11 protein-coding genes and 1 tRNA gene are annotated in these 12,332 nt (G+C 30.4%); 4 read left to right on the forward strand and 8 right to left on the reverse strand.

Annotated elements, in window-relative coordinates:
* Positions 1 to 112: 112 nt before the first annotated feature.
* A tRNA-Phe gene (locus P2G10_RS10560) sits at positions 113 to 185 on the forward strand.
* Between the two features lie 82 nt (positions 186 to 267).
* On the opposite strand, the gene P2G10_RS10565 is transcribed toward P2G10_RS10560, so the two are convergent.
* The gene (locus tag P2G10_RS10565; protein ID WP_275316528.1) at positions 268 to 1,245 is read right to left on the reverse strand and encodes an endonuclease/exonuclease/phosphatase family protein; all 978 of its coding nucleotides are present in this window, start codon (positions 1,243 to 1,245) and stop codon (positions 268 to 270) included.
* A 100-nt stretch (positions 1,246 to 1,345) separates the two neighbouring features.
* On the opposite strand from P2G10_RS10565, the gene P2G10_RS10570 reads away from it, so the two are divergent.
* The gene (locus P2G10_RS10570) at positions 1,346 to 1,813 is read left to right on the forward strand and encodes a hypothetical protein (RefSeq protein WP_275316529.1); all 468 of its coding nucleotides are present in this window, start codon (positions 1,346 to 1,348) and stop codon (positions 1,811 to 1,813) included.
* A 170-nt stretch (positions 1,814 to 1,983) separates the two neighbouring features.
* On the opposite strand, the gene P2G10_RS10575 is transcribed toward P2G10_RS10570, so the two are convergent.
* From P2G10_RS10575 to P2G10_RS10585, 3 genes are read right to left on the reverse strand one after another with little or no spacing between them, the layout of a single operon-like run.
* Positions 1,984 to 2,499 carry a gamma carbonic anhydrase family protein gene (locus P2G10_RS10575; protein ID WP_275316530.1) on the reverse strand — a complete coding sequence of 172 codons (516 nt, stop codon included), beginning with the start codon at positions 2,497 to 2,499 and terminating at the stop codon, positions 1,984 to 1,986.
* A gap of 6 nt (positions 2,500 to 2,505) precedes the next feature.
* Positions 2,506 to 3,237, reverse strand: coding sequence for a LytR/AlgR family response regulator transcription factor (locus P2G10_RS10580; protein WP_275316531.1), 732 nt, complete (start codon positions 3,235 to 3,237; stop codon positions 2,506 to 2,508).
* Positions 3,238 to 3,239: 2 nt separating this feature from the next.
* Complete coding sequence (locus tag P2G10_RS10585; protein WP_275316533.1) at positions 3,240 to 5,426, reverse strand: tetratricopeptide repeat-containing sensor histidine kinase; 2,187 nt, start codon at positions 5,424 to 5,426, stop codon at positions 3,240 to 3,242.
* 257 nt (positions 5,427 to 5,683) lie between these two features.
* On the opposite strand from P2G10_RS10585, the gene P2G10_RS10590 reads away from it, so the two are divergent.
* Positions 5,684 to 6,808, forward strand: a complete 1,125-nt coding sequence (locus P2G10_RS10590) for a vWA domain-containing protein (RefSeq protein WP_275316534.1) — start codon at positions 5,684 to 5,686, stop codon at positions 6,806 to 6,808.
* 78 nt (positions 6,809 to 6,886) lie between these two features.
* Here P2G10_RS10590 and P2G10_RS10595 read toward each other — a convergent pair whose 3' ends face one another.
* The 3 genes from P2G10_RS10595 to P2G10_RS10605 form a co-directional block, all read right to left on the reverse strand.
* A complete protein-coding gene (locus tag P2G10_RS10595) occupies positions 6,887 to 7,681 on the reverse strand; it encodes a glucosaminidase domain-containing protein (RefSeq protein ID WP_275316535.1) in 795 nt (264 codons plus the stop codon).
* Positions 7,681 to 8,628 (reverse strand): 1-aminocyclopropane-1-carboxylate deaminase/D-cysteine desulfhydrase, encoded by a 948-nt coding sequence (locus P2G10_RS10600; protein WP_275316581.1) that lies wholly within the window; start codon positions 8,626 to 8,628, stop codon positions 7,681 to 7,683. The genes P2G10_RS10595 and P2G10_RS10600 overlap by 1 nt, the downstream gene beginning before the upstream one ends.
* Before the next feature lie 255 nt (positions 8,629 to 8,883).
* Positions 8,884 to 10,800: an ABC-F family ATP-binding cassette domain-containing protein gene (locus P2G10_RS10605; protein ID WP_218771360.1), complete on the reverse strand. Its 1,917-nt coding sequence runs from the start codon at positions 10,798 to 10,800 to the stop codon at positions 8,884 to 8,886.
* A gap of 41 nt (positions 10,801 to 10,841) precedes the next feature.
* Between P2G10_RS10605 and P2G10_RS10610 the strand changes: the two genes are divergently transcribed.
* Positions 10,842 to 11,237, forward strand: coding sequence for a DUF983 domain-containing protein (locus tag P2G10_RS10610; protein ID WP_218771361.1), 396 nt, complete (start codon positions 10,842 to 10,844; stop codon positions 11,235 to 11,237).
* Here P2G10_RS10610 and P2G10_RS10615 read toward each other — a convergent pair whose 3' ends face one another.
* Complete coding sequence (locus tag P2G10_RS10615) at positions 11,238 to 12,287, reverse strand: NAD(P)/FAD-dependent oxidoreductase (RefSeq protein ID WP_315943871.1); 1,050 nt, start codon at positions 12,285 to 12,287, stop codon at positions 11,238 to 11,240. It abuts the gene before it with no gap.
* Positions 12,288 to 12,332: the final 45 nt, after the last annotated feature.

Here is a 12,332-nt window from a genome sequence, read left to right on the forward strand (position 1 = left end):
TAGAGCAAAGGACTGAAAATCCTTGTGTCCCTGGTTCGATTCCTGGAGGCACCACTATAATTTTCTCAATCTAATTGTGAATTTTATTTTGTTACTTAAATAAGCATTCAACGGTGCCTTAGCTCAGTTGGTAGAGCAAAGGACTGAAAATCCTTGTGTCCCTGGTTCGATTCCTGGAGGCACCACCGAAAAAACCCGAACATTTGTTCGGGTTTTTTGTTTTTACAACATAAAAAACTCATTGTTTTAGCAATGATTTTTTAAGTTTTATTTTAATCTGAATTGCATTTCTACGGGTAAATGATCTGAGGCTTGCTCAAAATCATTCAATACTTTTCCACTTACATATTCAATAGAGTTTTCTGTATAAAAAATATAATCTATTCGCTCGAAAGGGTTTTTACTATTAAATGTGTTTGAAGGATTTACAGCGTTAAAAGCAGCGTTTCCTATTCCGCTCATTTTAAATATTTTTTGAACTGCTGCATTCTCATCTCTCGCGCTTGAATTAAAATCACCCAATAATATTGTTGGGTATTTATCCTTATATTGATTAAAAAGTTCTAAAACATACTCAAACTGACGCACTCGTGTTGACTTATCAAAAGCCTCTAAATGAATATTTATTAACACCACTTCTTTTCCTTCTAGAACAACTTTTACAACTTGCGCCAATCTTTCTAGATACAAAGCATCTCTATAAAAAGGATTGTCTGGTACACGTTCTAAAACAATGCGCTCGTACTCTTTTAATTTATATTTACTGATAATTGATTGACCCGAGATTACTTTTCCGAAATGCATGCTTGGTGGCCAATACGGAAAAGGCACATAGCGCTCATCCCAATTTACACCTCTTGCCGCATAATTATATCCTAAATTCATAAACGCTTCTTCCTGATCTACGTTATAAGATCTTGAAGCCTTATAATCAATTTCCTGAAAAGCAATAATATCCGGATTTACTTTTTTAAGTTCACTTTCTACCTTTTGCTGATTTTTCTGAAACAACTCTTTTGGTTTTGCTACCGGTAAATTATTTGTCATTCCACTTAAATAACCAACATTATAAGTTACAATACTATATGTTGAATCATTTTTTACAACAACGGGGTTTTCTTTTTCTATTAATTTAGTATACTCTTTTTCATCAATTGATGGTGATGATGCCCAGAAAAAAAAGAGCACAAAGCCTACAAACATTAATAAAAGCAGCTTCAATAAAAATCTGACTGTATTTTTCATAAAAATTAAAGAAATGTTAAAGTTACTTTCAAATTTAAACTTTTTTAAAGAAGCATAGTCATAGATGTATAAATAATTAAAAAACTTAAATTTTTTAAATATGAAAAAATTAGTAACAGTATTGGTTTTAGCAATTGGGTTTACATTAACAACTCAAGCTCAAAAAGGAAAAAGAAATAATTTAGCGCAATTAACTGTGCAACAACAAACTGAGTTAGCAGTTAAGAAAATGACATTAAAGTTGGATTTAACAGCTTCTCAGCAGCGAGATATTGCTCCTTTATTAACTGAAAAGATTGCAAAACGTAAAGAAATGCATCAGAAAAGAAAGGCAATGAAGGAAAGTGGTAAAAAAAGAGCTAAACTATCTGCCGATGAACGTTTTGAAAAACAAAACAAAATGCTTGATTCCAAAATTGCTTTTAAAGCTGAAATGAAACGTATTTTAAACAAACAACAATACGAACGTTTCGAAAAAATGAGCGCAAAGAAAAAGCATAAAGCTAAAAAGAAAATGAAGCACAGAAAAGGTTTAAAAAAAGAACATAGTGATAACCAAGAAAAATAGTATTGATTGATAGTAGGTTAGTTTTGATTAAAAGCTCAGTTTTGGAAACAAAACTGAGCTTTTTTTATGAATTTTTGTGAGGTTTGCGTTAGGGATTGAAGTGACATCCTTTTTTGAGGCACGAAAAAAAGATACAACGTAAAGCCCGACCTTTAGGTAACGCCCAACGACTACTCCTTAAACCAACTTGAATATTTTACGTAATTATTAGCAATTCTATCAATTTCTCCTGAAATTAATTCTTTAGAAACATCTTTAATTTTTTTGGCTGGCACACCGGCATAAACGCTTCCGCTTTTTACAATCGTATTTTTAGAAACCACTGCTCCGGCTGCTATTATCGAGTTCGACTCCACAATGCAATCATCCATAATTATACTTCCCATACCTATTAAAACATTGTCGTGAATGGTACAACCGTGCACGATTGCATTATGCCCAACAGAAACATTATTACCAATTGTTGTAGGCGATTTTTGATAGGTTGCGTGGATTATTGCGCCATCTTGAATATTTACTTTATTACCCATTTTTATATAGTGTACATCGCCTCTTATTACGGCGTTAAACCAAACACTGCACTCTTTTCCCATTTGCACATCGCCTACAATCGTGGCGTTTTCTGCTATGTAACAATCTTCAGGTATTTGAGGAGATTTACCATTTACTGCTTTTATAATTTTCATTCTTTTTTATTTAAAATATGATAATAAATTTGCTTTTTTTGATGCGGATACCATTACTTCTTTTCCATTAGATAAAAGTACGCTTCCGCCCTTACCTTTTTTATATTTTACAATTTCGTTTACGTTTACCAAATACGATTTATGCACACGTGCAAAACCACTTTCCTTTAAAAGATCATCAAAGTGTTTTAAGGTTTTACTAACTACTTTTTTGGTGTTTTCGAAATAGATTTCGGTATAATTATCGTCTGCCTTGCAAAACAAAATATCTGTAACTGAAATAACTTCAAAACCATCTTGTTGCGGAATCGTTATCTTATTTAAATTAGCAATGCTTTTAGTCGTTAAAACCGTATTTTCTAACGTTTGTTCTTTTGTTTTAATTTCTTCAACTAAGTTTACCGCTTTAATCAATTCATCTATCGAAATAGGTTTTAATAAATAATACGTTGCTTGATTATTTAATGCTTCTATTGCATAATGATCGTAGGCAGTTACAAAAATTGTTTCGAAGGTTTGATTTTCTATTTTTTCTAATAAGTCAAATCCGTTTCCGTAAGGCATTTCTACATCTAAAAACACCAAATCTAATTCGTGTTCTTCTATTAATGTTTGTCCGTCTTTTATATTATCCGCTTCTCCTAATAACTGAATATTTGGGCAATATTTTGTTATATAATTCCGCAAAATATCTCTACCAATAGCTTCATCTTCAATAATGACTGCTTTTAACTTCATCTTTAATTTTTCTTTAAAATCAGTTCGACTTTTGTTCCGCTACCATCTTCAAAAACATTCGAAACTGTAACATCAATTTTATCTTTGTACATACTATTTAAAATAGCAATTCTGTTTTCGATAGTACTTATTCCTTTCGATTTTTGCTTTAGCTGATGTTTTGTTTTCATTTCCATCGATCTCTTTCTACCAACTCCGTCATCTTGCACTGTTATTAAAATCGTATTCGCTGTTTGCTGACGCATAGAAATCTTTAAATCCCCCTTTTCTTTTTTATAACGGAGTCCGTGCCAAATAGCGTTTTCGATATAAGGTTGCAATAACATTGGCGGAATAGAAAAGTTTTCTTTTTTGATTTTTTCATCAACAAACATTTTATAATCAAACTTTTCTTTAAATCGATTATGCTCTAATTTCACATACAATTCTAACAGTTCTATTTCTTTTGCTAACGGAATAAAATCTTCATCAGAATTTTCTAAAACCGAACGCATTAATACTGAAAATTCAGATAAATAACGATTCGCACTTCTCTCATCATTTACAGCTATAAAATTATTAACCGAGTTTAGTGCGTTGAATATAAAGTGCGGATTCATTTGAGATCGCATCGATTTTAATGCCAATAAATTATTCGCTAATTTTTGTTGCTTATTGGTTCGAAACATAAAATACGCCAACAAACTCATTAAAAAGAAACCTCCAATTAATGAATAAATAATCAGTTTTTGCTGTTTATTACTTTCTTGTATTAATTGCTGATCTTTATATGCCAAGCTAATTTTACTATCGCTTAATTGCTTGTCTTTTTCTAGACTTCGGATTCGGTTTTGATTGTTTGCAATTTTTTTTCCGAACCTTTTTACTTGTTGAATTTCTTGTTCTTTTTTTGAATATAAAGTATCCACCAACTTCACATAATCTTGATAACTCTCTAACGCTTTTGTATAATCTCCTACAGTTGCATACACTTCTGATAGTTTACGCGTTGCATCTTTTTCGATAATTAAATCTTCTTTACTATTGGCGTCTTTTATACTTTTCTTTAAAAAAGGAATAGCTTCGTTATAAGATTCTTTTTGAATATAAGCGTTTCCTATTTTGTAATTTATTTTTTGAGAGGTAATAGAATCTACCAACGATTCTTTTTCTTCTGTTTCTATAACAATATCATCTGCGGCTACTAAACTTTGCTTTCGTAATTGAATTTCATCATCATACCTTCGGGATTCATTATAAAAATCAGCTACTTTTTGCTGTTCTTTTAAAGCTCTTTTTTTATTTTCTTTGGATGCTAATTTTAAAGAGTTCTGAAAATAACCATCTGCTTTCTTTGTTTTACCCTGAGCGGCAAAAACTTCTGCCAACTTAGAGTTTAAATCTGTTATTTTAGGTGTTACATAATCGTTTTTTGCAATTTTTAAAGCTTTGGTATAATTAGTAGTAGCTTTAGCATAATTTTTCTTTGCCATAAACACATCACCCAAACCTTCATAGCCTTTTAACTTTTCGTAATTGGTTAATTCGTCTTGTAAACTTTCTTGATAATTCTTTTCACTATCATCAAATTTATTAACTAAAAACTGTGTTTTAGCTAATAACAACCGAACACTTGCTTTGTTATTTTCTTTTAAAGACACGCTATAATTCTCAACTGCTAAATCATATTGTTTCCAGTAAAAATAAACATCACCTAACTCTTTATAAGTAGTTGCTTTTCGGCTTTTAGAAGATGAATTTAAAAGCATTTTCTCTACAGCTGTTAAACTTTTATCTATATCTTTTTTCTTGTAAAAATTTACAGAATCTAAATATTTCGGATATAGGTCTACTATTTTTCGACTATAAGGATTTCTTTTTGATTTTTTCTTCTCATTAAAATCTTCAACCAACACCTTAACATCTTCATTATCTATAATTGTATAATAAACAGTTTCGAAACCAACATGTGACACTTCTAATTCACTTCCCTTTTTAGCTTCTACAAGATACCTGCCTTTTGTATTTGAAAACTTAAAAACACGTCCGTTTATCGTAACTCTCGCATCTTTAATTTGCGCTCTCGTATTTTTATCTACCACCTGAACTTCTACTATAAACTCCTGTTCGCTTTCTTTAATTTCTTGAGAAAAAACAGAAGATAACGTAAATAAAAATCCTATAAATACTATTTTAAAAAATCTATTCATCTTTTATATATTACTGTAAACATACACACAAAAACTGAGTTCAAAAAATGAGGCTCCTTAAATAACAGCATAGAAAAACACTAAATAATTGCTTTTACTCATTTTAAAAACCACTTCACTCATTCATTTTACAAACATACTCATTCGCTGTTTTTTAAGAAGGAAGTTGCTTGTAGATTTGACAGTGTAAAACGACAAGCTACTATTTTTTATACCTGTTGTTTTGAAATTAAATAAACAATTTAAAACATAAAATCATGAAAAATTACATCTTAAAAACAATCTGCTTTTTTACTTTTTTTATATCAATAGCAAGTTATGCTGTTAATCCTAAGAAAAACATCAAAAAACAAACAACCAAAGTTGCTTTACTACTAGATACAAGTAGTAGTATGGACGGACTAATAAACCAAGCAAAAGCACAATTATGGGAAATTATAAACGAATTATCGCATGCTAAATGCGAAGGAATAACTCCTATATTAGAAATCGCTTTGTATGAATATGGCAACAGCAAACTTTCTTCTAGCGAAGGTTATATTCGACAGGTTTTACAATTCACAAGTGATTTAGATGATATATCTGAGCATTTATTTTCTTTAACTACCAATGGTGGTAGCGAGTTTTGCGGACAAGTAATTCAGACTTCTTTAAATGAATTAGAATGGGGAAACAATAAACGTGATTTAAAAATGATTTTTATCGCAGGAAACGAACCTTTTACACAAGGAAAATTAAATTATAAAGATGCCATTACCAGCGCTAAAGAGAATGACATTACGGTGAATACTATTTTTTGCGGTGATTACAACCAAGGTGTTTCTGGCATGTGGCAAGACGGAGCAGTTTACGGTGGTGGAGATTATATGACTATTAATCATACAAAGAATATTGTACACATTGTAACACCATACGATAACGATATTATTATTTTAAATAAGCGATTAAATAAAACGTACATCCATTATGGTAGTGCTGGGTATTCTAAATACACAAATCAGGCTAAACAAGATGCTAATGCCGAAACTTTAGATGAAGTTGTTGTTGTAAAACGTGCCGTTAGTAAAAGTTCTAAATTATATAATAATGCCGAATGGGATTTGGTTGATGCTTCTGAAGAAAAAGAAATGGATTATAGTAAATTAAAGAAAAAGCAATTGCCAAAAAACCTACAAGAAAAATCAGCTAAAGAAATAAAAAATTATGTTGATAGTAAACGTAAAGAACGTAATGATATTCAACAAGAAATTCAGTTATTAGATAAAAAAAGAAAACAATATGTTGCTAAAAAACAACGAGAAAAGAACACTAAAAACGAATTGGAAAGTGTAATGATTAAAGCAATAAAAAAACAAGCTAAAAAGAAAAAATACTCTTGGTAAACGCCAACAAAATAAAAAAGCATCATTCTTAGCAAAGCGCTAAAAATGATGCTTTTTTTATTATAATAACACAAAGATTTATTTCACTAATAAGTCTTGCCCAATACTAATTTCATTCGTATTTAGTTCATTAATTTTTTTCAACTCACTTACCGATAAATCATATCTTCTTGATATCGAATACAAAGTATCACCTTTTTTTACTTTATGATAACCGTTTTCTATTCTCGTTTTGGTTATAGTAGTATTCTTAAGCTTAATTCTGTCGTATTTTGTTAAATTATATTTTTTAATAATCGATATTAATTTTTGTGGATACCGTTTATCTGTCGCATAACCTGCTTTTCTTAATCCGTAAGCCCAACCTTTATAATTAGTGTGCCCTAATTTAAATAAACTTGCATAACGACTTCTTGTGATTAAAAACTGCGAATGATCTTCGTATGATGTTTGCGGGTATTTATATTTTCTAAAACACTCTCCTTTTTCATCATCATCATGAGTTACACTTTTTCCTTGCCAACCTTTATGGCATTTTATACCAAAATGATTATTAGATCTAATTGCCAAAGCACTTCTTCCACTACCCGATTCTAAAACTCCCTGCGCTAAGGTAATACTGGCAGGAATATTGTGCTCATACATTTTCTTTACTGCAATTGGTGCAAATTTTTCAATGTATGCAACTGTGTGATTAGAGCTTGTTTTTAAAGGTTTATTTACTTGCTCTAGCTGAGGTATTACAGGATATACTTCTTCTCTTTCTTGCAACACCACTTTTTTTCGGTTTTTAGTAACCATATTTTTGTTAGAACCACAACTCACTAAAAAAAGAGTACTTATTGCTATGTATAAAACTGATTTTATTTTCATTAAATTTTTATTAATGCTTGATTTTTATTTTTCAACTTCTGATTAAATCCTGTAATTCCCTGTAAACCTCCTGTATGAATTGCTACAATTTTACTATTTTCTGGAAACTCATTTTTTTTAATCATTTCTATAATTCCGAACAGCATTTTACTCGTGTAAATAGGATCTAACTGAACTTTTGTTAGCTCATTAAACTCGTTTATAAAACGAATTAAATCTGTATTATATTTTCCATAACCTCCAAAATGATATTCGGTTTGTAAACTCCAATTAACTTTATTTATTGTTAATTGTTCAATTTCTTTTTGTAGGAAATCACCTTTTAATGCAGGAAAACCAATTACTTCTTGATGCTTTTTTGCTGCATTTATCAATCCAGAAATTGTTCCTCCAGTTCCAATTGCAGCACAAATATAATCGAAATTCTTATCTTCTTCTGTTAAGATCTCTTCACATCCTTTAATTGCCAGCTCATTTGTTCCGCCTTCAGGAATTAAATAAAAATCACCAAACTCATTTTTTAAGTCATTTACAAATTCTTCGGATGTTTTATTTCGATATGCTTCTCTCGAAACAAACTTAAAATGCATTCCGTTTTTATAGGCTTCTTTTAAGGTTGAATTTCCTGCCAACGTTTTTTCGAGGTTCTTACCCAATTCATCTCCGCGAATTATCCCGATAGTTTTAAAACCTGATAAATTCCCGGCTATTGCCGTTGCTACAATATGATTAGAAAAAGCGCCTCCAAAAGTTAACAACACTTTTTTATGTTGATTTTTTGCAGCCTCAATATTATATTTCAATTTACGAAACTTATTTCCTGAAACAAATGGATGTATTTTATCTTCTCGTTTTATAAACAACGCCACTTTTTTCTCTTCTAAAATAGGAAGAAAAATTTGTTGATTTTCAGTTTTAAAAACCTGATTAAATAAAAGATTATTAATATCGTTCAATACAGAAATTTTAATGGTGTAAAAATAAGAGAAAGGTTTATTAATAAACAACTAATTTAAAGTTGATTTCACAACAGAAAAACACATTATAGTTAATAATATCTCTAAACTCTTTTCAAAAATTAGTTGCTTTAGCTGTATACAAAATAAGTTATTTTGAGCTCTATAATAATTTTAAATAGTAACAGCGGTTTTGTTTAAAAAACAAAACCGCTGTTACTATTAGAATAAAAAATGAATAAACTGCTAAAAATCAGAAATCTGTTCTTCTATTTTTTCCCAATCAGTCATTAATTTTTCTAAACTTGCTTTTTTTGCTTTATATTTCTCAAAGAAATTAGGACGAGCAGAAACTTCATCATAATTATTTGCTAATTCTAAATCTATTTTTTCAATATCTTTTTCTAAATCAGCAATATCTCTTTCTGTTTTAGAAAGTTTATTCTTCAATTTTTTTAACTCTTTTTCTTGCTCTCTAGATAACTCTTGTGCTTCTTTTTTGGCTGTTGGTTTTTCAACTTTAACAACTGTTCTTTTTTCAGCTTCTCTAAGGTTTTCCATTTTATGCTGATCTAAGAAATAATCAATATCTCCTAAATACTCTTTAATAACCTTGTCTTTAAATCCGTAAACAGTTGATGTTAATCCTTGTAAGAAATCTCTATCATGAGAAACTACAATTAAAGTTCCGTCAAAGTTTTTTAAAGCTGTTTTTAATACTGTTTTAGAGGCGATATCTAAGTGGTTTGTTGGCTCATCCATTATTAACACGTTAAAAGGTGATAATAATAATTTACATAAAGCTAAACGGTTACGTTCTCCACCCGATAATACTTTTGCTTTTTTGTCTACAGCATCTCCACCGAATAAAAACGACCCTAACATATCTCTAACACGCATTCGGTTTGTATCCGAAGCAGCATCTTCCATGATTTCTAAAACTGTTTTCTCCGGCGGTAATTCTTCTGATTGATTTTGTGCGAAATATCCTATTTCTACATTATGTCCTAGTTTTAGATTTCCTATAAACGGAATTTCACCAACCATCATTTTTGCTAAAGTAGATTTCCCTTGTCCGTTTTGACCAACAAAAGCAATTTTACTGTTACGCTCAATCATTAAATCTACATCCTCTAAAACATGCTTATCTCCGTAACTTTTACTTAAACCATCAGCTTCAACAATAATTTTACCTGGTTCTTTAGAAATATTAAAACGAACATTCATTGCCGCATTATCATCTCCATCAACCTCAATAAGTTCTACTTTATCTAGCTGCTTCATTAACGATTGCGCCATCGAAGCTTTACTTGCTTTCGCTTTAAACTTATTGATTAAGTGTTGTTTTTGCTTAATTTCTTTCTCTTGATTTTTCTGCGCTTGTAATTGTTTTTCTTTAATTTCGGCTCTTAAAACCAAAAATTCAGAATAGGGTTTTTTATAGTCATAAATCTGCCCTAAAGAAATTTCAATCGTACGATTGGTTACATTATCTAAAAACATCTTATCATGCGAAACCAATACAATAGCGCCAGAATATGATTTTAAAAAGTTCTCTAACCAAATAATTGATTCGATATCTAAATGATTTGTTGGCTCATCTAAAAGCAGAATATCATTATCTTGCAATAACAATTTTGCCAATTCTATACGCATTCTCCATCCACCAGAAAAAGTATTGGTTAACTTATCAAAATCTTCACGCTGAAAACCTAAACCTTGTAAAATTTTCTCGGTATCTCCTTGATAATTATATCCTCCTAAAAGCTCATATCGCTCTGTAAGATCCGTTAAATCGATAATTAGCTGACTATACTCTTCACTTTCATAATCGGTTCTTGTAGCTAGCTGATTGTTAATATCATCTAACTTTAACTCAATTTCTTTAATTTCTTCAAACGCTTGGTATGCTTCTTCTAAAATGGTTCTTCCTTCTACAAAATCAATATCCTGACGTAAAAACCCCATTCGAATATCTTTATCAAAAGCCATCGTACCACCACTGGTTTCTATGTCTTTAGAAAGTACTTTTAAAAGTGTAGATTTCCCGGCTCCATTCTTACCAATCAATCCGATTCTATCACCTTTATTTAATTTAAAAGTAATTCCAGAAAACAAATCAGTTCCCATAAAAGAGACTGATAAATTGTGTACGTTTAACATATTTTTTGCGTAATTTTGAAAAGCGCAAAGCTACTTAAATTATGATTAGAAAAGGAACAAAGTTATACAGTGTTTTAAAAGGTAAATGTCCACGTTGTAACGAAGGGGAGTTCTTTAAGTATAACATTACAATTAACCCTAAAAAAATAACACAATTGCATGATAACTGCCCGAGTTGCAATTTAAAATATATGATGGAACCTTCTTTTTTCTTTGGTGCCATGTATGTAAACTACGGCCTATCAGTTGCCTTATTTGTAGCTGTTTTTATTATTTCTAAAATGATTTTTGGGCTAACAATACTGCAAAGCTTTATCTCTATCATTATAGTTTCTTTATTATTGATACCTTTTACATTACGTTTATCTAGAATTATTTGGATAAATATGTTTATTAGTTACAATAAAAAAGCAAAAGAATTACAGTCTGAAAGGTAATTAATCAACAAATCTTTTAATATCTGTTTCTTTATCTAACTCTTCTGCGCTTTCTAAGTGATTAAATAAGTTCTTAGCGATTGTTGGACCAATCATAACACCTCGTGTTCCCAAACCATTTAAAACAACTAATTGGTTATGTTTTGGATGAACACCTATCATTGGTCTTCTATCACTTACAGTTGGTCTAATTCCTGCTGTATGATCTTTTATGGTATAAGGCACTGTAATTATTTTCTTTAATTTTTCTTCTAATTCATGCCTAGCTTCTGCTGTCGGATCACATGTTTTATCTGTCCAATTAAAAGTAGCGCCAACTTTATAGTTATCATTGCCTATTGGCATTACAAAGAAACCTGATTTTAACAAAAAATCAATTTTTAAGGTTGGTGCATGTATTACTATCGATTCTCCTTTTACCTCACTTAACGGTAAGTAATTAAAAAACGGGTTCTTTTTTATTCCAAATCCCTCACAAAAAACAATTTTATTTGCATTGATATGCTGATATTGAACCTTTCCTTTTGACGTATCTAACTGATTATATTCAAAGGACTGCTCAATCAATCTATTTGATTTTTTTATATAATCTCTATATGAATTAACGAGTGTTTCTGTGTCTATTCTCCCTGTTCCTGTTAATTCTCCAAAACCAAAATCACCTACAACACCTTCTATTTTATCTTTCTTAACTGTTGGGTTCATATAATGTGATAGCGTTGGTTTATCCATAGCTGCAAACCAATTATTCTCATCTCCAATACTAGAGAAAGCTTTTTTAATCGCGAATTTGTAATCTAATTTTACTTTTAACTTATGCTCTAAATCTTTATAGAATGGTAAAGCCGTTTGTATCATATTATGAGCGTTCCAAGCTGCATTAAAACGTTTTAATATAACAGGATTATATACTCCACCAGCTACTAAAGAAGAAGTTTGCGAATTATCTTCAAAAATCACAAATGATTTATTAGCTTTCTGTAATTCTTCTGCAAAAGCGATTCCTGCCAAGCCTAAACCAACAATAATATAATCTACATCAATATTCATACTTCAAAAATACTATTTATTACCACAAAAAAGAGCTTGCAATGC

It is taken from the genome of Tenacibaculum bernardetii (assembly GCF_029125915.1).
Classification (GTDB): Bacteria; Bacteroidota; Bacteroidia; order Flavobacteriales; family Flavobacteriaceae; genus Polaribacter; species Polaribacter bernardetii.

Coding starts and splice junctions, on each gene's coding strand:
- P2G10_RS10565 (WP_275316528.1), bottom strand. CDS start 1,245: ATGAAAAATACAGTCAGATTTTTATTGAAGCTGCTTTTATTAATGTTT.
- P2G10_RS10570 (WP_275316529.1), top strand. CDS start 1,346: ATGAAAAAATTAGTAACAGTATTGGTTTTAGCAATTGGGTTTACATTA.
- P2G10_RS10575 (WP_275316530.1), bottom strand. CDS start 2,499: ATGAAAATTATAAAAGCAGTAAATGGTAAATCTCCTCAAATACCTGAA.
- P2G10_RS10580 (WP_275316531.1), bottom strand. CDS start 3,237: ATGAAGTTAAAAGCAGTCATTATTGAAGATGAAGCTATTGGTAGAGAT.
- P2G10_RS10585 (WP_275316533.1), bottom strand. CDS start 5,426: ATGAATAGATTTTTTAAAATAGTATTTATAGGATTTTTATTTACGTTA.
- P2G10_RS10590 (WP_275316534.1), top strand. CDS start 5,684: ATGAAAAATTACATCTTAAAAACAATCTGCTTTTTTACTTTTTTTATA.
- P2G10_RS10595 (WP_275316535.1), bottom strand. CDS start 7,681: ATGAAAATAAAATCAGTTTTATACATAGCAATAAGTACTCTTTTTTTA.
- P2G10_RS10605 (WP_218771360.1), bottom strand. CDS start 10,800: ATGTTAAACGTACACAATTTATCAGTCTCTTTTATGGGAACTGATTTG.
- P2G10_RS10610 (WP_218771361.1), top strand. CDS start 10,842: ATGATTAGAAAAGGAACAAAGTTATACAGTGTTTTAAAAGGTAAATGT.
- P2G10_RS10615 (WP_315943871.1), bottom strand. CDS start 12,287: ATGAATATTGATGTAGATTATATTATTGTTGGTTTAGGCTTGGCAGGA.